Origin of the sequence: Metasolibacillus sp. FSL K6-0083 (assembly GCF_038630865.1) — a bacterium.
In the GTDB taxonomy this organism is placed as follows: domain Bacteria; phylum Bacillota; class Bacilli; order Bacillales_A; family Planococcaceae; genus Metasolibacillus; species Metasolibacillus fluoroglycofenilyticus.
In genome coordinates, this window is the sequence record NZ_CP152046.1 from 1,178,884 (window position 1) to 1,198,979 (window position 20,096).

The window sequence follows — 20,096 nt, forward strand, 5'->3', positions numbered from 1 at the left end:
GCCCTCCTAAGTATTTTGATTTAGCCTATTTATAATGTCTGTCACTTCTGATAAATTTTCAACAACAAAATCAGCACTTACCTCATCAGACCAATGTGCATCTTTTTTCCAAATGCCTAGCATCCCAATTGCCTGAGCTGCTGCTATATCATTTACAGGATGGTCCCCAATAAATATGCTATTCTTAGCTGCCACATCTAATTTTTGTAATGCCCTTAAAAAGATTTCTGCAGATGGCTTTTTAATACCTTCCCATTCAGAAATTAATATCGCATCAAAATATTGCTCAATTTCAAGTTCCCGTATATTATTTAGCTGAAATTGACCTATTCCATTTGTAATAATCCCCAATTTATAATATCGCTCTCTCAACCATTGCAGTATTTTATGAACCGCGGGAAATGGCACACAATAATTACTAAAGTTTGTCACATAATCATTTAAAAGTTGTTCAGCCTTAATATTTGTTATAGCAAACTCAACAATTAGCTCCTCATACACCTTATCTTTCCAAGTGTACCCTCGATTGTCCAATGTTATAAAACGTTCTATGTATTTCTGCTTTGGAATATGTCCTAAAGCCTGAAGATAGCGCTCGTATTGCGCATCAACAAAATGCAATAATGAAGCATCACGGTCTAGCAATGTACCATCTAAATCAAACAGCACAGATTTGATTGTCATAACTCCTCCTTATTTAAAAATGGTCGTTCAACAAGCCGACTCCAGCGCTTCTCTTTCACTCAGGAATAAACACCGCCAAACCCATTTTTCACAAATTTTCAAGGTGCTAATTCCACAGTACAACACCTCCAATAGGAGTTGTCCGAAAAGTCCATTTTATTTTGACACTGCATTGAAATCAATGTTTTCGTTGCTTCCCTTTTACGGGAGAGGTAACGCTGCTAAAGTCAATGTTCATCCCATCTTTAAAAGAGGCGTTCTTTTGTTTATAGAAATCAACATTTTATGAAACATCATCGCTACTGTCCAAAATGCCGGCTATGCACAGCTTTTTGGACAGCCCCCACCCTAGGAAATAAATGTCTCAAAATTAGCATGGCGTGCAATGCATTTCACTGCGCGTTCTCGATCCTCTGCATTTTGGAAGCTAATGACTAAAATACCGAATAAATCTTCACGTGCCTCAACAATACGAATATTTGTAATGCTAATATTATCCTCTGCTAAATAACCTGTTATTTCCGAAATAACCCCCGGATAATCAGGAACATCGATGTACAAATCAAAGGTTGTATAGAAAGCACCAGCTGAAATCGGTAGCTCATCACGTACTTCCTTGGCCATTGCAAAATATTGCTCGATTAGGGAAACGTCGCCCTCTTCTAATAAATTTTTAACAGCATCCATTTCCTTCAGCCATTGATTCAACTGTCCGATAAGCTCATCGCGATTTTGCACTGTAATATCTCGCCAAAGTAAAGGATTACTTGAAGCGATGCGAGTAATATCGCGAAATCCCCCAGCCGCAATGGAGCTCGTCATAGGAAACTGTGCATTTTCTTGATAGAGCTGATGGACAAGAGAAGCCGCCACAATATGCGGGAAATGACTGACAACTGCTGTCATATGGTCATGCTCCTTAGCATCCACTCGTACTAATTTGCTATGTGTATATTTTAACAAAGCTTCGAGCTTTTCTATATTCGTCTCTAACTCATTCGCTTGTGGTGTAAGCATATAATAAGCATTTTCAAATAAATGCGGCTTTGCTGCTGTAATACCGCTTTTATGTGAGCCTGCCATTGGATGTCCGCCGATAAATGTAACTCCATTCGCTTGTAATGCTTGGGCTTTTTCCATAATCAAGCTTTTTGTGCTTCCTGTATCCGTCACAATCACATTTTTTTTCAATGTCCATGCTTGCATTTTGTCCATCCAATCAAGCGTTGCATTGACCGGCGTGCCGAAAATGATAAAATCAGCCCTTTCAGCCGCCTGCTGTAAGTCGTCCACCACTTCATGTACAACTTGCAGCGTTTTAGCCATCGCACGTGTTTGAATAAAAGCATCATAGCCAAACACTTTCACTTGCGGAGCCTTTTGTAAGGCAAGGGCAACAGAACCTCCAATTAGCCCTAGTCCAATAACTAATACATTTTTCGTCACACTAAAACACCTTGCTCCTGCAACACTTCTTCAAGTAATGCTAAAAACTTGGCATTTTGCTGCTCTGTGCCAATTGTTACACGAATATAACCAGGCACACCAAGCGCCGCACCGCTACGAATGATAAAGCCGCGTTTCATCATTTCTTGGAACACCAGATTGCTATCTGCTTTTACTTCAAATAAAATGAAATTCGTTTGTGACGGGTAATAGTTTAAGCGATGACGCTGACAAAAATCGACATATTGTGCTTTCCCTTTTTCATTTGCCAAACGACAGTTTTCAATAAATGCTTGATCCTGCAGCGCAAGTATCGCCACCTCTTGGCTTAACACCGTATTATTAAATGGCCCGCGCACCGCATCAAGCTTCGCGATAATATCCTCCTGCGCAATACCGTAACCAACACGGAATGCTGCTAAACCATATGCTTTAGAAAATGTACGCAGTAAAATCAAATTATTATATTGACGATAGTACGGCAGTGTATTCTTATGGGCAGGGTCATTAATATACTCAATATATGCCTCATCTAATACAACAAGCACATGTGCTGGTACTTGTGCTAAAAATTGCTGTAATTCAGCATCTGTAACAATTGTTCCTGTTGGATTATTTGGGCTACAAATCCAAACGACAGAAGTTTGCTCATCAATTTGGGCAAGCATCGCTGGTAAATCGTGGCGTCCGTCAACTGTAGGTACTTTGCGGATTTCCGCCCCTTCAATATCAGCATTGTGCCAGTATTGGGAGAATGATGGGTCAGCCATAACTGTATTGACCCCAGGATATAAAAGTGCACGTGTAATAATTGCAATTAAATCATCCGAGCCATTGCCAAAAATAAGCTCACTTTCTTTTACTTCTAAATGATTGGCGACAGCTGTACGTAATTTTTGCGCATAGCCGTCTGGATAAATGGCATGATTCGTCTCGTTTGTCTTTAAAAATTCAGCTACTTTTGGTGAACTGCCGAATGGGTTTTCATTAGAGGCTAATTTTACTACTTCTTCTAGCCCATATTCTCTTTTCACTTCTTCAATTGGCTTACCTGGTTGGTATGGCTTCATATCAAATATTTGTTGTTTCCACTTCATCATCGTTTCATTCTCCTCTCTAACGTACTAAGTCAGGACGCAGGCTAACTGCCTCATTCAAATAAATATGTTGGACGTCCTTTTGAGCCACTGTTGTATTGACAAGCATTAACACTCTGATACAAAGCGGTAATGCACCAGCTACATCCATTTCATGCATACACATAATCGGCACATATTGCCAACCTTCTAATGTGCGTACTGCCTTCGCAGGAAATGCCGATGTAATATCAGTCGTTGTTGAAACCGTTACAGAGGCAATATGTTCTACATCAATATTATTTACTTTGACCATTTCTTGCACTAATTGCGCCGTCGCTTCCCATACAAGCTCTTGTTTATCTGCTACAATCGTTGTTGCTCCTCTTACCCCACGAATCATGAAACTACCTCCGCTATTAAATTTCTCAGCTCATTGTCTACCTCTTGGCAGACAGCTAACTCTATTTTTTGCACGAATGGCTCACCGATTGCCTGTAACAAGACAAATTGTAGTTCACCATATTCTGCCTTTTTATCCTTTACTAAATACGTTGTCAGTTCGTCAAACGAATAATCCTTTACTGCCGCAAACGGATAACCGCTCGCTACAGCAAAATGGAAAAATTGTTTCGTAAAATTACGCGTTATTTGACCGTAGCGCTCACTCAATAATAAGCAATACACTAAGCCAATCATCACAGCTTCTCCATGTGCTAGTCGACCATAGCCTGCTGCCGCTTCAAGCGCATGCCCATACGTATGCCCTAAATTCAAATATTTACGAACCGATTGCTCCGTTTCATCTTGCTCAACGATATTCGCTTTCACACGAATACCTAAAGCTAAATACTCGGCTAGTAGCTGCTCTGGAAGCTCAATTAAATCGCCTTGTAGCATTTCCTCTAGCCACTTTGCATCCGAAATCATCGCATGCTTCACCACTTCAGCCATACCCGACAACACTTCGCGCTCAGGTAAGCTTGAAAGAAGTGCTGTATCATATAAGACTGCCTGCGGCTGATAAAATGCACCAATCATATTTTTCCCTAGTGGATGATTGATTGCAGTTTTGCCACCGACAGCCGAATCATGCGCTAAAATAGTTGTTGGTACTTGAATAAATGCAATTCCTCGCATATAAGTTGCCGCGACGAAGCCTGCTAAATCCCCGACAGCCCCACCACCAAATGCGATGATAAGCGATTTTCTCGTGCATCTTTGCTCAAGTAAAAATGTTTGCACAGCCTCATAGTTGTCAAAGCTTTTACAGCTTTCGCCTGCTGGCATAATAAACGACTTAAAAGGGAATGAGCTACTTTCTGTAAAATACTTTTCCTGCGCCTGCCAAACATGTTGATCCGTTAACACAATAATCTGGTCTGCTTCAGCAAATAATTGCTGATATTTAGCGAATGCCTCTGCTAAAATACGATGACCAATCATCACTTCATACGTATGCGACGTCGTTTTGACAGAAATATTCATATTAAAACTCCTTCGTATAGCGTCTCATTTCATCTAACTGTACCTTCAGCTGTGGCAACTGGTCGCTGTGGAATTGTTCAACAACAGCTTTAGCTATTTCCCAGGCAATAACATGCTCTGCAACAATAGATGCTGCTGGTACTGCACAGCTATCGGAGCGCTCTACACTCGCTTTAAATGGCTCTTTTGTTTCAATATCAACACTTTGTAATGGCTTATATAAAGTTGGGATTGGCTTCATAACACCGCGTACAACGATTGGCATGCCTGTTGTCATACCGCCCTCTAAGCCACCTAAACGATTCGTTACACGTGTATAGCCGTTATTCTCACCCCAAACAATCTCATCATGCACTTGCGAGCCCGGTAGTCTTGCAGCCTCAAAGCCAATGCCAAACTCGACACCTTTAAAGGCATTGATTGACAACATTGCAGCCGCTAATTTCCCATCTAGCTTACGGTCATAATGCACATACGAGCCGATACCTGCTGGTAATCCTTCAACAATAACCTCTACAACGCCACCAATTGAATCGCCTGCTTTTTTCGTTGCATCGATTGTTTCAACCATTTTTGCTGAAGCTACAGGGTCAATACAATAACAAGCATCCGCTTCAACAATTGCTCGAATTTCATCGGCTGTTTTGCCTTCAAGTAAAGAGGGGTCCGCCTTAATCCCTGCAATTTCTGTTACATGTGCAACAATTGAAATGCCTAACTCCTTTAATAATGCTTTTGCAACAGAGCCTGCTGCTACACGTACAGTTGTTTCACGCGCACTCGAACGCTCTAAAACATTGCGTAAATCGCGGTGTCCGTATTTCATCCCACCAACTAAATCTGCATGACCTGGTCGGGGACGTGAAATTTGGCGCTTCACTTCATCCGGGTCTATATCCTCTGGTAACGGCTCCGCCCCCATAATTTTCGTCCAATGCTTCCAATCATCGTTTGTAACGACTAACGCAACAGGTGAGCCAAGTGTTTTTCCATGGCGTACGCCTGCTACGATTTCAACTGTATCCGTTTCAATCTGCATACGACGACCGCGACCATGTCCACCTTGACGACGCTTTAAATCATGATTAATTTGCTCTGCTGTTAATGGTAATAGGGATGGTAACCCTTCAATAATAGTTGTTAATTGTGGTCCATGTGACTCTCCTGCTGTTAAGTAACGCATAAAACACTTTCTCCCTTCAACTCGCTAAAGTATATGTATTTTTCACTATAACATATTTTCGATAAAAAAAAAGCATGTTTTCCAAAATCGATGACGCCACCGTGTAATTATAGCCAAATTTAGCTAAAAATAATTTGCTTGTACCGTCCCATCATTTGGATTTGATAAGTATTTTGAAATCAAGCCTTTTGCATGTTTTTTATTGATTCGCTCAACCTTACTTAATGAAATACTTCGATAATATACGGATGGGTGTCGAGAAATGGAGGCATTAGCCTACTTTCCCGACACCCCTCGTGATTACACAATTGCTGATGTTAATCTATTGTCAAGCTACACCCAAAATATGTACTTTCGCTTGATTATTATTTTTTACGATAGAAAAATGTATCCTCTACCTCGAAATCATAACGTGCTGGATTGAAAATTTGCTCTGTTGAACCAACAAATAAAATTCCACCAGGGCGTAGCGCCTTACTAAAATTCGCATAAATTTCATCCTTCGCTTCCTCGGTAAAATAAATCATCACATTACGACAAACAATCAAATCAAAATTTGATTCGTATGAATCTTTTAGCAAATTATGCTTCTTAAACGTTACAGTACGTTTAATCTCATCCTTCACCTTATAAAATTGCCCTTCTTTTTCAAAGTACTTTGCTTGTACATCTTTTGGCACTTCCGCTAGTGAACGCTCTGGATATAAGCCAAGCTTTGCCTTCTGGATAACATTTTCATCTAAATCCGTAGCCAATATACCAATTTGTGCTAATGGAATATGATGCGACAATACCATTGCCAGACTATAAGGCTCCTCCCCAGTAGAACAAGCTGCACTCCAAATTTTCGGACGTTTGTTATTGCGTAAAAGCAGCGGGAAAATTTTGTTTTGCAATACTTCCCAGCGTTTGCCGTTGCGGTAAAATTCAGAAACATTTATCGTCATACGATCTAAAAATTCATTCATTAAATCGCGATCCTTTTCTAATGCTGCTAAAAAGTCTACAAAATTACGGAACCCTTTTTTCTCATATAAAGACGTTAAACGACGCTTCATTTGCGCTTCTTTATATAACGCTAAATCGATGCCTGTTTTTCGTTTTATCCCCTCTATAAACTGCTCATAATCCGTCATAGCTACATCGCCCTCCAACAAACCTTTGTGCTCTATTATAGCTGAATTTTTATGCAACTGAAATAGAAATTGTGAAACTATTTAGAATCATTATGTGACAGGCGATTACTTTGCTCCATTTCAAGTAAGGCTTGTTTTTCTTGTGCAAGCTCTAGGCGCAATTTTTCTGTTTCAATTGCATAGCTTTCCATTTTTAATTTTTCAAGCTCTGCTTCTTGTTCCATCATTTTAAGTTGCAATTTCATCGATGAACGTTTATGTGCTGTCATAATTGCTACTAATGGTATCGATGTCAGCAATCCCATAGTTCCTAACGTGATAATAATAGCTATCATAAAATCACCCCTACCTTTCCTTATCCTGCATTTCTAATAAAGTTTGCTTTTCTTGCTGTAGCTCTAAACGTAGCTTTTCCGTTTCAATCTCATAGCTTTCCATCTTCAATCTTTCAAGCTCCGTCTCTTTTTCAATCATTTGAATTTTCAGATTCATAGCATTCCGTTTATGGGTCGTTAAAATAGCTATTATTGGTATCGCAAGACCTCCACAAACTGCAAAAAAGCCAATTAGTAATCGCATTTCTTCAACCAAGCTATCCCTCCTCTACTTTTCATGCTGCATTTCTAATAAAGCCTGCTTCTCACTTTGTAATTCTAATTTTAGCTTTTCTGTTTCTTTTTCAAATGTTTCAAGACGCAGCTTTTCTAGTTCAATTTCCTTTTCAATTCTTTTTAAGTTCATTTTTTTATTTTTTAGAAATGTATCAGTCAACATACCTGCAACAACAATGACGACAATTCCAAGCCACATATTTTTTCTCTTCCTTTCTATCAATCGGATAATGTAATTAAGAAAATGTTCTTAATTGATTATACGTTATTTTCGTAATAACGTTTCATTTTAGTGTAAATTTGTTGGAAAGTTTTTTCAGGCTAAAGGTATTTCGTCTTAAGTTGAATAAAGTAGAATGGGGCTATTATTGTGGTTTAGAAAGTGTAAATGGCTGACGAGGAATTGACCGAAAAGTCCATTTTGTTTTGACACCGCATTGAAATAAATGTTTTTATCGCTTCCCTTTTACTGAAGGATAGCGCTGCTAAAGCCAATGTTCATCCCATTTTTAAAAGAGGCGTTCTCTGTTTATAGGAATCAACATTTTGCGAAACATCATCGCTACTATCCAAAATGCCGGCTATGCAGGGCTTGTTGCACAGCCCCTTCCCTTTCACTTTAGATAACCACTGTTAAACTCCGTGTTCATCACGGCTTCAAAGGAAGCTCGCATTTTATAACACCAAGTAAAAGCGTCCAAAAAGCCGGCTTTGCACGGCTTTTTGGACGCTCTTCTTGTATTTGTATTAAACTAACTCGCCTTCGAACCAAAGTGAGATTTCACGCTCTGCAGAAGCCAATGAATCTGAACCGTGAATTACGTTGTGTGATACTGTTACAGCGTAGTCACCACGGATTGTACCTGGTTGAGATTCAGATGGTTTTGTCGCACCAATCATAATACGAGCTAAAGAAATTACAGACTCGCCTTCCCATACCATTGCAAATACTGGACCAGAAGTGATGAAGTCTACTAACTCGCCAAAGAATGGACGCTCTGAATGCTCCGCATAGTGCTTCTCAGCTAATTCGCGAGATACGTTCATTAATTTAGCGCCTTTCATTTCGAAGCCGCGACGCTCAAAACGGTCAATGATATCGCCAATTACTTGACGCTCAACGCCGTCTGGTTTAACCATTAAAAAAGTTCTTTCGATTGCCATCATAAAACACTCCTTAGTTTTGACTAAAACAGGCTTACACCTACCGATAAATAGTACCAAAATAAGCTTGTAAACGCAACTATTTCTAAAATTTCCGCTTGCCAATAAAGAGCGCTACGTCACGCAGCTTTTTTTTCATCGGATTGTTTGGCAATGCTTCTACTTCCTTTAAAGCTTTTTGCAAATATTTATCGCTAATTGCTGTTGCTTGCTTGATTGCATCAGAGTGACGAACGTACTGTAGCATTTTCATACGCTCTCCTTCTGTTAACGTACCTGCAATAATCTTTTGCAAGTAAGGTTGCATTGTTGCATCATCTTTTAAAAGCAACATCGGCAGTGTAATATTGCCTTGTAATAAATCGCTACCAGCGGGCTTGCCGAGCTCTTTATCCGTTGCTGTGAAATCCAATATATCATCAATAATTTGAAAGCTCATCCCAACAAAATAGCCGTAGCGCTTTAAACGGCGTGTATTTTGTTCATCTACTCCACCTACGACCGCCCCAAGCTCACAGCTCGATTCGATAAGCAATGCCGTTTTTCGTTTAATCCGTCTGAAATAATCTTTTATATGTTGATCCATCCGGAATTTATCTTCGATTTGAATGATTTCCCCATTACAAAGCTCTACCATCGTACGTGCCAATATTTGATGTGCACGTGGGTCATCAATTACTGTGACATACTCTAAAGCACGCGCAAAAATAAAGTCGCCAGTAAACATCGCGACACGATTGTTCCACTGCGCCTTAACAGTGCTTCTGCCTCTTCTCATATTTGAATCATCAATGACATCATCATGTACGAGTGAAGCCATATGGATTAACTCCAAAGGAACAGCGATATACTTCATCCGCTCAATTTGATAATCGCCAAATTTCGCACTAAGCAAGACAAATACTGGGCGGATGCGCTTCCCTCCCGCCTGCAGCAAATGTAGTGAAGCCTCGTTTAGCAAGTGTGAAGACGAGTTCAACGCTTTTTCTAATTCTGTTTCGATGATTTCTATATCTGATTTTAAGTCAGCATAGAGTAATTTTAACTTCATCTTTTCCACTTGAACAAACCTTCTCCCACTAAATTTCTTTTTTAAAGCCCTGATGCATTGCCGCTGCTCCACCACTGTATCCTTTGTAGCCAATTCGCTCAAACCCTGCGCTCTTAAACATAAACGCAAGCTGTCTCATACCGGGAAAATCATTTGCAGATTCTTGTAGCCATGAATATTCTTTGTAGCTTTTGGCAAATAGCTTGCCAAAAAACGGCATAATATATTTGAAATAGAAACGGAAAAGTTGACGATAACCTGGAATTTCAGATTGTGAGGTTTCTAAACAAACGGCCATGCCACCTGGCTTTAATACACGGTTCATCTCTCGCAGTACCTGCATATAGTCAGGTACATTGCGAAGTCCAAAGCCTATCGTTACATAATCAAATGTATTGTCTTCAAATGGCAGCTTCATTGCATTCCCCTGCAAAAGCTCTACCTGTGGATAAGGCTTCACTTTTTCCGCACCGACCTTTAGCATATTTTCGCTAAAGTCCAAGCCTTTTACAACACCTGTTTCTCCGACAGCTTCTGCGAGTGCAATCGTCCAATCTGCTGTACCACAGCAAACATCTAAACATTTTGCCCCGCGTTGTACATTCATTCGCTTCATCGTGTCTTTACGCCATTTCACATGCAGTTGAAAGCTAATTACGGAATTCATTTTATCATAGCCTTCTGAAATGCTTTCAAATACTTCGTGCACACGTTCCTCTTTCGATTTCGTCATCTTTTCAAAACCTTTCTATCTCGTTTCAACTTTTACGATTTGCCAAATAAATTGCTGTACTGCCTCTGATAATTGTAAAGTAGCAAGCTCATCTGTTAATAATTTTTGCTGTGTTTCAATTGCAACTGTCAATAAATGTGTTAGCTCTTGTTGTCCGAAACAGTTTTCCATCGCTCGTCCCACGGCTGTTGGGGCATGCCCACGTAAAGTGTACATTTCGTTTTGTAAACGCTGTATTGTTAATGCATGCATCATAACAGCACTATATTTACTAAAGGAATGCGCTTCATAAAATTTCCGAATTATCGCCGTTTCAATCAAGCATAAACTGTCAACCCACTGCTCCATCGTTCGATATGTATCCTCATATGCAACAATTTCCTGCTCACAACGCTCAACAATACCTTGCGCTAATTTTTGAATGAGTGCTATATTTCCCGCACGAGCTAATATTTCATAGTAGCGCCCACTATAGTAATCGCCGGACAATACAGTTAATTGCTGCTCCTTTGATGTAGCATCCTTTTCTTTAATTTTATCATGTTCAAACAAAGAGGCTTGAACGATTCCTACAGTTGTTGCACTCTCCTGTAGTTCGTCATGCCATAATTCTCCGTTTAAAGATGGTAAAAGTAAGAAAAACAGCTGAGTTTCATCAACGCTTGGGGCCTCTATGTATTGCAGTAAAGCTCTATGACGAACACGCACGAAAATAGACTCTTTTAATTGTTGTATTGCTTGTTGGATAGTTGTTGCATGCATAGATCTCTTACTCCATTTCGTTAAAGTAACTAAGCCCCCAATATACGGTGCCTATTGTTTTTTCGAGCCACTCTCAATCGTTCCATGCGCAGAGTGGATTTTTGCCTTGCCACGAATTTTCATTGCAGATGTATGCTCTGTAAATTGAGCAATCATCACTTCCCCTGCATCAAGCTTTTCTGAATGATGAAATTTTGTATCCGAACCACGTGTCAAACCAATTACATGAACACCGTCTTCTTGCGCCTCAATAACAATATATTCTGGTTGTGTCATTTGCTTTTCCCCCACCCGAGATTTTCTTTATCTATCATATCACAAAATGACAGAAATTAAGACATTTGAATAAACGAAATAACCTCTCTACGCTTTACCTCGTCTTCTTCGTAAATTCCACGCGCTACAGATGTCACTGTTTTTGAGCCTGGCTTTTTTAAGCCGCGCATCGTCATGCACATATGCTCTGCCTCAATTACAACATAAACGCCTTTTGGCTGTAGCATTTCCATCATCGTATCTGCTACCGTTGAAGTGATGCGCTCCTGCAACTGCGGTCTGCGTGCTACAGCTTCGACACAACGCCCTAATTTGCTTAAACCAGCTACTTTGCCATCTTTCGGTATGTATGCGATATGTGCCTTACCATAAAACGGTACAAGATGGTGCTCACACATCGAGTAAAATGGAATATCCTTTACAAGCACAAGCTCCTCATGCTCCTCATGAAATACAGTGCTAAAATACTCGCGCGGATCTTGCGCTAAGCCGCTAAACATTTCAGCATACATTTTGGCTACGCGCTTTGGTGTATCAAGAAGTCCCTCACGCTGGGCATCTTCCCCTACCGCCTCTAAAATCATTTTTACTGCTTCTTCAATTTTTGCTAAATCAACATTCGACATATATGGCCTCCATCATTAAGTTACATTGACGTTTCTAACAAATGAATCGTAGCATATCCTCACAATAAGTTCAAAGAACACTTATCGAAAGATAGCAATTATACTTGTGCTCGCTTTTCGCTTTGATTATCCCCCGAAAGTTTTAGACTGTGCTATCTTGTAAAGAACAACTGTGCGACGGGGATTCACCTTTGTATCAATTACGCCTCGTCGTAATTGCGTCCAGACTTTTTCAACCTGTTTGGTGGAAGTTAACCTAAAACCGTCACATCCTATGACATCCGCCTGAGCTTGGGGCAACATGATATTGGTCACCCCGTCATTATCTTAAATGCTTCCGTTCATCTCGCCACGTATACAGGCGGGATACTTCTGTACCTGTCGTCTTGCTTTCAGTACAAAAATCATTCACCCCTGCGATTACTTGTCGAAAAAACATGCGCTCAAAGAAGTTAAACGTTATCAGCAATGCAAAGTTTTATAATCTTTTTACGAACGAAAAAGAGCAGCCTTCAGCTTATACTGAAGGCTGCTCTATGTAACTGCACAGACGCGGAAATTACTTCACTGCGTCTTTAAGCGCTTTACCCGGTTTGAACGCAGGCACTTTGCTTGCAGCGATTTCGATTTCTTTACCAGTTTGTGGGTTACGACCTTTACGAGCCGCACGCTCACGTACTTCAAAGTTACCAAAACCGATTAATTGTACTTTGTCACCCTTTGCAAGAGCACCTTGAATTGTATCAAATACAGCTTCAACCGCTTTAGAAGCGTCTTTCTTAGAAAGACCTGCAGCTTCAGCAACAGAGTTTACTAATTCTGTTTTATTCACACCATTCACCTCCTCTCAAAGGGTCCTGAACCTAAATCATGTAAAAAGAGTAACACATAGAAAACCGCTACGCAACTTAATTTAGCTATGTTTGTCCGAATATTAGCGTTTTTTTTTAAGAAAATGCAAATAACAGGACAAAACGCCTAAAAATAGCGTCGTCCTGTTATTGAAAAGGAACTTTTTACTACTAGATAATAAATGTAATTAACCCTCTATCGCCTTCGTTTACCATACGCTCAATTGTTTGTCGCATTCTCTTTTTAGCAGTTTTTGGTACAGTATTCATTTTATAACGAATACTTTCCTTTAATACTTCATGCAATGGCGTACCAAATAATTGGGTTTGCCATAAAGATTCTCGGTCATGCTCGAACGCATATTGTAAATCTTTTAACAATTGCTGACTGTGAAATTCTGAACCAATTAACGGCGCAAACTCCGACTCCATGTCGACACGAATAATATGATAAGACGGTGCTGTCGCTTTCATACGAACACCATAAAAATTATTTTGCTTAATTAATTCGGGTTCATTTGGTTCAAACTCATCTAATGTCGGTAATGTCACACCATAGCCCTCTACACGTGATTGCTCAATCGCATCTCGGAAGCGAGCTTGTGCCTTCTTCGCCTCGGACGCCTCTTTAATAAATAATAGCCAATCTTTTTTCGTGTCGATTGGATGCTCTAGCCATTCATTACAGATTGCTTTATAAATATCATTTTGTATCGTTAAACGTACCGTTACAACACCAAGCCCTGCATCGACACGCTCCACTTCACAATTTTCTACGAAATCTAAGGCCTTCAAAAAATTTGTCGCCTTTTCAACATCGCGAATTTTTTCTACATGCCCTACCATCTCATTTGCTGCTACGGCTAATGATTCATTAATATGATGTGTACTATCAAGCACATCTACCCAGTCAGGCTTTTCAACCTCAATATATTCAATTGGAAACTCATATAAAGCCTCCTGTAAAATATAAGCAATATCAGAGGTTGTTAGCTGGTCAATTGATGTTGCAATGACCGGTACTTCGTATGTCTCAAATAATTCATTGCGTAAATTGCGTGTTTCCTCTCTCGCTGGCATCGAGCTGTTTATAACAATGACAAAAGGTTTTCCAATTTCCTTTAATTGCTCAATAATCGCTCTTTCTGCTACGACAGCAGCTTGACGCTCTATCCCGTTAACCGTACCATCAGTTGTTACGACTACTCCAATATTAGCATGGTCACGTATTACTTTATCTGTACCGATTTTAGCAGCATCCTGAAACGGAATTGCTTCTGTATGCCATGGTGTATGCACATATTTTGGACCATTTTCATCCTCATAGCCTTTTGCCCCATCAATAATATAACCGACGCAATCTGCAAGGCGAATACGGAAGCTTAAACCATTGTCACCGATAGCAATCGGTGCTGCATTTGCAGGAACAAACTTTGGCTCTGCTGTCATAATGACAGGTCCCGGTGAGCTTTGTGGTAGCTCGTCCAAGGCGCGTTTACGATCATCTTCACTCATAATATTCGGTAAAACAAGAGATTCCATTACCTTTTTTACAAATGTTGATTTTCCTACACGGACGGGACCAACAACCCCGATATACACATCCCCATTTGTTCGTGCTGCAAGCTGCTGAAAAATTTGTTCGCTAATAGGCGCTCCTCCTTTACTTGTATAAACTTATGCCTATCTAGCTGCAAATATGAAAAAGACCTTATAACGTGTTATTAAATGATTTCTTGTAATCTCTTTTAAAGTTGTTTATTTGCAAGGTTTTTAGGGATATTTTATTAACAGGCTTGTTAAAATTGTTGAAGGGGCTGTCTGAAAAATGTATATCTTTTCGGACAGCCCCTTGCTTCTATATTAAATATTCGCTAAAAACACTACTTTTGCGGTGGTCACAATAAATTGTTACTATCCCCCTTGATAATATTATTTTTGGGGCTCATACATAAAGATTGGCTCATTGTTTTCATCAACTGTATATGGCAAAGAATAGGCAGGTACAACAGGATAATGCTCTACTAATAGCATTCGAATATCGTCCCCTTGCTGCGGTGTCAGTCCTTGCTCCTTAATAAATTGATATAAATCGATTGAATAATCGACATATAGTTCTCCTTGTGTAGAAACAATTACTGGTAATTGATTATTAGAATATGGACTAGCCACTGTCACATCTTCCTTATAACCTATTTTTTTGAAATCAATTGTATAAATATACGGCGTTATACTATCTTTATATTGCGGGTATTTCGTACCAATAAAACGTATTTTTACTTCTCGAAGTCTTTCTGGGACACGTAAATCGACAAGTTTAATTGTTGGGTTTTCTTCTGGATTCCAAATGATATATTGAAAAATCCCACCTTTTTCAAATGAATTAGCTGGCGGAGATGATAAATATTTTGGAACAAGCTTGTCAAAATCAACTAAATATTTAATAAAAATATCTGTATCCATATCGCGTGTTTTTATTGGTAAAACACCTGTATCTGCTTGATACTCGGTAATTGCACGTTGTACTGATGCTAATTGATCCACGTCAGGTACTTGATTTTCTACTTTACGTTCTTCTGGATACGCACAAGCTGTCAGTAGAAGCGTGGATAAAAATACGGTAGCAAGCATTATCCATCTTGTTTTCATTCTAAAAATTCCCCTCTACAATCTTTTAATTCGGCCATGTCGCTATAATTAATACCATTAAAAAAGAGCCAATAGCTAGCATAACATAAGCGATTAATTTTAATATAAACGATAATACGATATTATTGACCCATTTACGAGTGGCTGAAATAATTAAAAGAGAAAGAAACAATAAGCCAATCGAATAAAATGATATCCACATAACATCAAGCGCAGGTATATGTCCTAATGGACCACGTGCTGTATTTAATAATAAGTAGGATGCGTCCATAATTTGATGATTCACTACTAAAACCGCCTTTCTATTTAACTCCGTCCTATCTCTACACCATTGTAAATTATATAGTGCTGCTAAACAAAATAATAGGGCTGTCCTCAAAGTTGATAAACAAACTTTTCAGAACAACCCTTTATTATTAAAAGCCCAAGCCATTTATGGATAATTTATGACACTTTGTTTCGTATTAACGGGCTGTACAAAATCGTTAGCGAAACTTGGAGTTAATAGCCTGTAAAAAGCTACTTTCGGTCAATACTACAAGGCATGAGGTTTTCCCCCTATTGCCAATTTAGTCGGCGTTGAGGAAAAGCTCCCCTTTATTGGAACTCGTCTATTTCAGGCTTTTTCATACGAATCATTAATTCATCCACTGCCTCTTTCGGCGTTTTGTCGCTAAATAACACATCATAAAGGGCAGCAGTAATCGGCATTGCAACATCGTATTTCAAAGCAAGTTGATGTGCGGCCTTCGTTGTTCGAATTCCTTCCACAACCATGCCCATTTGCTCTAAAACTTCAGCGAGCGGCATTCCCTTTCCAAGCATATTACCTGCGCGCCAATTGCGTGAATGCACACTCGTACATGTCACAATTAAGTCGCCCATACCGGTTAGGCCAGCAAAGGTAAACGGATTCCCACCCATTTTTACACCTAGTCGAGTTATTTCTGCCAAGCCACGCGTAATAAGTGCTGCTTTGGCATTGTCGCCATAATTTAAGCCATCTGTAATTCCTGCTGCTAATGCAATGACATTTTTTAAGGCCCCACCAATCTCAACACCTGTTATATCCTCGCTCGTGTAAACGCGGAAGTAACCGTTCATAAATAAGTCCTGTATTTTTTCGGCTGAAAGAGAATTTTCACATGCGGCGGTTACTGTCGTTGGATGTTGTAAAACAACTTCCTCCGCATGGCTCGGCCCTGATAAGACAACAATATCCTCAATCAAATTGTCCCCGATGCTTTCTTGCATCAATTCAGAAATGCGCAGTAAAGTATCCGGTTCAATGCCCTTTGACACATGAACAAATAGCGTCTTTTTTTGTAGCAAATGAGCTAGATTGCCGCACACTTCTCGAATCGCCTTTGTTGGTACAGCAACAACAATTGTTGATGCGTGCTCTGCAGCTTGTGCGAGATTAGCCGTCGCTACTAAGTTTTGCGGCAATATCGTATTTGGTAAATATTTTTTATTTGTATGCTGTTTATTAATTTCTTGTGCTTGGTCTTCTCGGTGCGTCCAAAGAAGCGTGTTATGCCCGTTTTCTGCAAGTACAATGGCAAGCGCCGTCCCCCAAGAGCCAGCTCCTAAAACCGTTATTCGCTCCATCTTTTCCCCTCCAAAACTAATCGCGTGCGCGAGTAATTAAGCGAATTGGCGTTCCTTCAAAATCAAATGTTTCACGTATACGATTTTCAAGGAAACGTTCATATGAAAAGTGCATTAATTCCGGCTCATTTACAAATACAACAAAAGTCGGTGGCTGAATCGCCACTTGTGTTGCATAATAAATGCGCAAACGACGTCCTTTATCAGCAGGTGCTGGATTACGAGCAACAGAATCCTCAATCACTTCATTTAGAATAGATGACTGGATACGCATTGAATGATTCTCACTTACCCGCTGCACAACAGGTAAAATTTGATGTACCCGCTGCTTCGTTTTCGCAGATACGAAAACAATCGGTGCATAATCTAAAAATAAGAAATGCTCACGAATTTGCTGTGTATAGAAATTCATTGTTTTTTCATCTTTTTCAATCGCGTCCCATTTATTCACAACGATAATTACTGCTTTCCCAGCCTCATGCGCATAGCCCGCGATTTTTTTATCTTGCTCTTGAATGCCTTCATCCGCATTCAATACGACTAAAACAACGTCGGAGCGCTCAATAGCTCTAAGTGCACGCAATACGGAATATTTTTCAGTAGACTCGTACACCTTCCCTTTTTTCCGCATACCCGCAGTGTCAATAATAACGTATTCTTGACCATCATACGTATACGGTGTATCAATGGCATCACGTGTTGTCCCTGCAATATTGCTCACGATTACTCGGTCATGTCCTAAAAAAGCGTTTACTAAAGAGGATTTTCCTACATTCGGGCGGCCAATTAATGAAAACTTAATAACATCATCATCATATTGCGCCTCATCCTCTTGCGGGAAATGCTTTGCACACTCATCAAGCAAATCACCTAAACCTAAGCCATGTGAGCCTGAAATTGGCCAAGGCTCACCAAAACCTAATGAATAAAAATCATAAATCATTTCACGCATATCTGGATTGTCAATTTTATTTACAGCGAGTACAATTGGCTTTTTTGTTTTGTATAAAATTTTCGCTACTTGCTCATCGGCAGCCGTTACACCTTCGCGACCATTCGTCATAAAAATAATAACATCTGCCTCGTCGATAGCGATTTCTGCTTGTTGGCGAATTTGCTCTAAAAACGGCTCATCCCCAATTTCAATTCCACCTGTATCAATAATATTAAAATCATGTGTTAACCATTCTGCCGAACTATAAATACGGTCACGCGTGACACCTGGAATATCTTCCACAATGGAAACACGCTCTCCAACAATGCGATTAAATATTGTTGATTTTCCCACGTTCGGACGACCTACGATGGCGATTACTGGTTTTGTCATCTGTACTTCATCCTTCCAACTTTCGAATCTCTACGTAATTATACACGAATTTTTCTATTATAGCATGTAATGCGGTAAAGTAAAAAGGAGAAGTGAGGCTAGATGAAAACACGTAGATAGTGCGAGAAAATCAAATAAAATCCGCTGCCCTTAAATTTCTGTAGTTGCTTAACTTTTCTTTGATTTAAAAAGACAAATAGACTGCTGGAAGATTCCAACAGTCTATAAACATTTATTATTCTTTCGTAAAACCTTTTAATTGGTCACCGATTACATCGCTAAACGAGAAGCCTGTGTTTTCTTCTGGTAATTCGTAATCGAACTCTTCCTCTTTATCTGGGTTTTCAAGAAGCTCTTTAATGCTAAGTGATAAGCGCTTTTCTGCTGCATTCACATCTAGCACTTTCACTTGTACCTCTTGCCCTTCCTTTAATACCTCGTGTGGCGTATTAATATGCTTATGTGAAATTTGTGAAATATGCACAAGTCCTTCTACATTCGAAAATACTTCCACGAAAGCACCAAACGACACAAGACGGCGGACTGTACCTGTTAAAATAGAGCCTTTTGCTGCGCGCTCCTCGATATTTTCCCAAGGTCCAGGTAATGTATCTTTAATCGATAATGAAATACGTTCATTGTCTGCATCAACAGAAAGAACCTTTACTTTAACAGCTTGCCCCTCTGTTAAAACAGTTGAAACATCGTCTATATGGTCATGAGAGACTTGTGAAATGTGTACAAGCCCATCTACACCGCCAAGATCAATGAATGCGCCAAATGCCGCTAAACGCTGTACCTTGCCTTCTAGCACGTCACCCTGTTTTATATTTTCAATTACTTGCTTTTTCTGTTCGGCTTTTTCTTGCTCCACAACAGCTCGGTGAGATAAGATTAAGCGACCTTTCTCCTTATCAAGCTCAGTAATTTTAAAGCGCATCGTTTTGCCACGATAATCTTCAAAATCCTCTACAAAATAATCCTCTACTAACGATGCTGGGACAAAGCCTCGAACGCCTAAATCAACGACTAGACCGCCCTTTACAACATCCTTTACTTCAGCTTCAAATGTTTCACCTGATTCAAATTTCGCGATTAAATCATCCCATGCTTTCAATGCGTCTACTTTACGCTTAGATAACACATATGCTTCGTCTTCCACTTTCGTAATCATCAATTCAAGCACATCGCCTACTGAAACTGCATCAGATGCCTTTTCAATGTGTAAGCTTGAAAGCTCGCTAATTGGAATAATCCCTTCAAACGGGGCACCCTCAATCGAAACCGTAACAGATTTATCGTCCACCTGCTCCGCAGTACCTTTCACAATATCTCCTTCATGAAATTCCTTTTCTAATCCTAAGTTCATTTCTTCAGACATATGTAACCCTCCTTCGCATGTTCCACTTTTATTTTATTCGA

General features: G+C 39.7%; 23 protein-coding genes. All 23 read right to left on the bottom strand.

The features are described 5' to 3' along the window. Positions 1-6 precede the first annotated feature (6 nt). The 23 genes from MHB51_RS05640 to rpsA all read right to left on the bottom strand — a co-directional run bounded on the left by MHB51_RS05640 (position 7) and on the right by rpsA (position 20,055). Positions 7-684 carry an HAD family hydrolase gene (locus MHB51_RS05640; RefSeq protein ID WP_066171628.1) on the bottom strand — a complete coding sequence of 226 codons (678 nt, stop codon included), beginning with the start codon at positions 682-684 and terminating at the stop codon, positions 7-9. A 348-nt stretch (positions 685-1,032) separates the two neighbouring features. Continuing rightward, entirely contained in the window at positions 1,033-2,130 is a 1,098-nt protein-coding gene (locus MHB51_RS05645) for a prephenate dehydrogenase (protein ID WP_066171631.1), read from the bottom strand. Further along, positions 2,127-3,227 carry a histidinol-phosphate transaminase gene (gene hisC, locus MHB51_RS05650; RefSeq protein ID WP_342559470.1) on the bottom strand — a complete coding sequence of 367 codons (1,101 nt, stop codon included), beginning with the start codon at positions 3,225-3,227 and terminating at the stop codon, positions 2,127-2,129. The genes MHB51_RS05645 and hisC overlap by 4 nt, the downstream gene beginning before the upstream one ends. A gap of 19 nt (positions 3,228-3,246) precedes the next feature. Beyond that, positions 3,247-3,609, bottom strand: a complete 363-nt coding sequence (gene aroH / locus MHB51_RS05655; RefSeq protein WP_066171634.1) for a chorismate mutase — start codon at positions 3,607-3,609, stop codon at positions 3,247-3,249. After that, a complete protein-coding gene (gene aroB / locus MHB51_RS05660) occupies positions 3,606-4,694 on the bottom strand; it encodes a 3-dehydroquinate synthase (RefSeq protein WP_342559194.1) in 1,089 nt (362 codons plus the stop codon). The genes aroH and aroB overlap by 4 nt, the downstream gene beginning before the upstream one ends. 1 nt (position 4,695) lies before the next feature. Further along, the gene (aroC, locus tag MHB51_RS05665) at positions 4,696-5,877 is read right to left on the bottom strand and encodes a chorismate synthase (RefSeq protein WP_342472752.1); all 1,182 of its coding nucleotides are present in this window, start codon (positions 5,875-5,877) and stop codon (positions 4,696-4,698) included. Between the two features lie 365 nt (positions 5,878-6,242). Next, the gene (locus MHB51_RS05670; RefSeq protein ID WP_107942404.1) at positions 6,243-7,013 is read right to left on the bottom strand and encodes a protein-glutamate O-methyltransferase CheR; all 771 of its coding nucleotides are present in this window, start codon (positions 7,011-7,013) and stop codon (positions 6,243-6,245) included. A gap of 77 nt (positions 7,014-7,090) precedes the next feature. Continuing rightward, positions 7,091-7,348, bottom strand: a complete 258-nt coding sequence (locus MHB51_RS05675; protein ID WP_066171644.1) for a hypothetical protein — start codon at positions 7,346-7,348, stop codon at positions 7,091-7,093. Positions 7,349-7,358: 10 nt separating this feature from the next. Further along, the gene (locus MHB51_RS05680; protein ID WP_342472755.1) at positions 7,359-7,604 is read right to left on the bottom strand and encodes a hypothetical protein; all 246 of its coding nucleotides are present in this window, start codon (positions 7,602-7,604) and stop codon (positions 7,359-7,361) included. 12 nt (positions 7,605-7,616) lie between these two features. Further along, entirely contained in the window at positions 7,617-7,823 is a 207-nt protein-coding gene (locus MHB51_RS05685) for a hypothetical protein (RefSeq protein WP_066171647.1), read from the bottom strand. A gap of 548 nt (positions 7,824-8,371) precedes the next feature. Further along, positions 8,372-8,788, bottom strand: a complete 417-nt coding sequence (gene ndk, locus MHB51_RS05690; protein WP_066171651.1) for a nucleoside-diphosphate kinase — start codon at positions 8,786-8,788, stop codon at positions 8,372-8,374. Between the two features lie 85 nt (positions 8,789-8,873). Further along, positions 8,874-9,848: a heptaprenyl diphosphate synthase component II gene (hepT, locus tag MHB51_RS05695; RefSeq protein ID WP_066171654.1), complete on the bottom strand. Its 975-nt coding sequence runs from the start codon at positions 9,846-9,848 to the stop codon at positions 8,874-8,876. A 19-nt stretch (positions 9,849-9,867) separates the two neighbouring features. Beyond that, positions 9,868-10,572, bottom strand: coding sequence for a demethylmenaquinone methyltransferase (locus MHB51_RS05700; RefSeq protein WP_066171656.1), 705 nt, complete (start codon positions 10,570-10,572; stop codon positions 9,868-9,870). Between the two features lie 15 nt (positions 10,573-10,587). Next, positions 10,588-11,334 (bottom strand): heptaprenyl diphosphate synthase component 1, encoded by a 747-nt coding sequence (locus MHB51_RS05705; RefSeq protein ID WP_342559195.1) that lies wholly within the window; start codon positions 11,332-11,334, stop codon positions 10,588-10,590. Positions 11,335-11,385: 51 nt separating this feature from the next. After that, complete coding sequence (gene mtrB / locus MHB51_RS05710; protein ID WP_066171662.1) at positions 11,386-11,610, bottom strand: trp RNA-binding attenuation protein MtrB; 225 nt, start codon at positions 11,608-11,610, stop codon at positions 11,386-11,388. 56 nt (positions 11,611-11,666) lie between these two features. Further along, entirely contained in the window at positions 11,667-12,236 is a 570-nt protein-coding gene (gene folE, locus MHB51_RS05715) for a GTP cyclohydrolase I FolE (protein ID WP_066171665.1), read from the bottom strand. Positions 12,237-12,795: 559 nt separating this feature from the next. Beyond that, positions 12,796-13,068 (bottom strand): HU family DNA-binding protein, encoded by a 273-nt coding sequence (locus tag MHB51_RS05720; RefSeq protein ID WP_042477970.1) that lies wholly within the window; start codon positions 13,066-13,068, stop codon positions 12,796-12,798. Between the two features lie 190 nt (positions 13,069-13,258). Then, positions 13,259-14,737, bottom strand: coding sequence for a stage IV sporulation protein A (gene spoIVA / locus MHB51_RS05725; RefSeq protein ID WP_107942402.1), 1,479 nt, complete (start codon positions 14,735-14,737; stop codon positions 13,259-13,261). Positions 14,738-15,019: 282 nt separating this feature from the next. After that, the gene (locus MHB51_RS05730; protein ID WP_107942401.1) at positions 15,020-15,736 is read right to left on the bottom strand and encodes a hypothetical protein; all 717 of its coding nucleotides are present in this window, start codon (positions 15,734-15,736) and stop codon (positions 15,020-15,022) included. Positions 15,737-15,761: 25 nt separating this feature from the next. Then, entirely contained in the window at positions 15,762-16,022 is a 261-nt protein-coding gene (locus tag MHB51_RS05735; protein ID WP_235616008.1) for a DUF2768 domain-containing protein, read from the bottom strand. 311 nt (positions 16,023-16,333) lie between these two features. After that, positions 16,334-17,347, bottom strand: a complete 1,014-nt coding sequence (locus tag MHB51_RS05740) for an NAD(P)H-dependent glycerol-3-phosphate dehydrogenase (RefSeq protein ID WP_066171676.1) — start codon at positions 17,345-17,347, stop codon at positions 16,334-16,336. A 16-nt stretch (positions 17,348-17,363) separates the two neighbouring features. Next, complete coding sequence (gene der / locus MHB51_RS05745; RefSeq protein WP_066171679.1) at positions 17,364-18,674, bottom strand: ribosome biogenesis GTPase Der; 1,311 nt, start codon at positions 18,672-18,674, stop codon at positions 17,364-17,366. Between the two features lie 235 nt (positions 18,675-18,909). Further along, positions 18,910-20,055, bottom strand: coding sequence for a 30S ribosomal protein S1 (gene rpsA / locus MHB51_RS05750; protein WP_066171682.1), 1,146 nt, complete (start codon positions 20,053-20,055; stop codon positions 18,910-18,912). Positions 20,056-20,096 lie beyond the last annotated feature (41 nt).

Bases quoted from the DNA above. Each gene is read 5' to 3' on its own strand.
- MHB51_RS05640 (WP_066171628.1), bottom strand. From the start codon at position 684: ATGACAATCAAATCTGTGCTGTTTGATTTAGATGGTACATTGCTAGAC.
- hisC (WP_342559470.1), bottom strand. From the start codon at position 3,227: ATGAAGTGGAAACAACAAATATTTGATATGAAGCCATACCAACCAGGT.
- aroH (WP_066171634.1), bottom strand. From the start codon at position 3,609: ATGATTCGTGGGGTAAGAGGAGCAACAACGATTGTAGCAGATAAACAA.
- aroB (WP_342559194.1), bottom strand. From the start codon at position 4,694: ATGAATATTTCTGTCAAAACGACGTCGCATACGTATGAAGTGATGATT.
- aroC (WP_342472752.1), bottom strand. From the start codon at position 5,877: ATGCGTTACTTAACAGCAGGAGAGTCACATGGACCACAATTAACAACT.
- MHB51_RS05670 (WP_107942404.1), bottom strand. From the start codon at position 7,013: ATGACGGATTATGAGCAGTTTATAGAGGGGATAAAACGAAAAACAGGC.
- MHB51_RS05675 (WP_066171644.1), bottom strand. From the start codon at position 7,348: ATGATAGCTATTATTATCACGTTAGGAACTATGGGATTGCTGACATCG.
- MHB51_RS05685 (WP_066171647.1), bottom strand. From the start codon at position 7,823: ATGTGGCTTGGAATTGTCGTCATTGTTGTTGCAGGTATGTTGACTGAT.
- ndk (WP_066171651.1), bottom strand. From the start codon at position 8,788: ATGGCAATCGAAAGAACTTTTTTAATGGTTAAACCAGACGGCGTTGAG.
- MHB51_RS05700 (WP_066171656.1), bottom strand. From the start codon at position 10,572: ATGACGAAATCGAAAGAGGAACGTGTGCACGAAGTATTTGAAAGCATT.
- MHB51_RS05705 (WP_342559195.1), bottom strand. From the start codon at position 11,334: ATGCATGCAACAACTATCCAACAAGCAATACAACAATTAAAAGAGTCT.
- mtrB (WP_066171662.1), bottom strand. From the start codon at position 11,610: ATGACACAACCAGAATATATTGTTATTGAGGCGCAAGAAGACGGTGTT.
- folE (WP_066171665.1), bottom strand. From the start codon at position 12,236: ATGTCGAATGTTGATTTAGCAAAAATTGAAGAAGCAGTAAAAATGATT.
- MHB51_RS05730 (WP_107942401.1), bottom strand. From the start codon at position 15,736: ATGAAAACAAGATGGATAATGCTTGCTACCGTATTTTTATCCACGCTT.
- MHB51_RS05740 (WP_066171676.1), bottom strand. From the start codon at position 17,347: ATGGAGCGAATAACGGTTTTAGGAGCTGGCTCTTGGGGGACGGCGCTT.
- der (WP_066171679.1), bottom strand. From the start codon at position 18,674: ATGACAAAACCAGTAATCGCCATCGTAGGTCGTCCGAACGTGGGAAAA.
- rpsA (WP_066171682.1), bottom strand. From the start codon at position 20,055: ATGTCTGAAGAAATGAACTTAGGATTAGAAAAGGAATTTCATGAAGGA.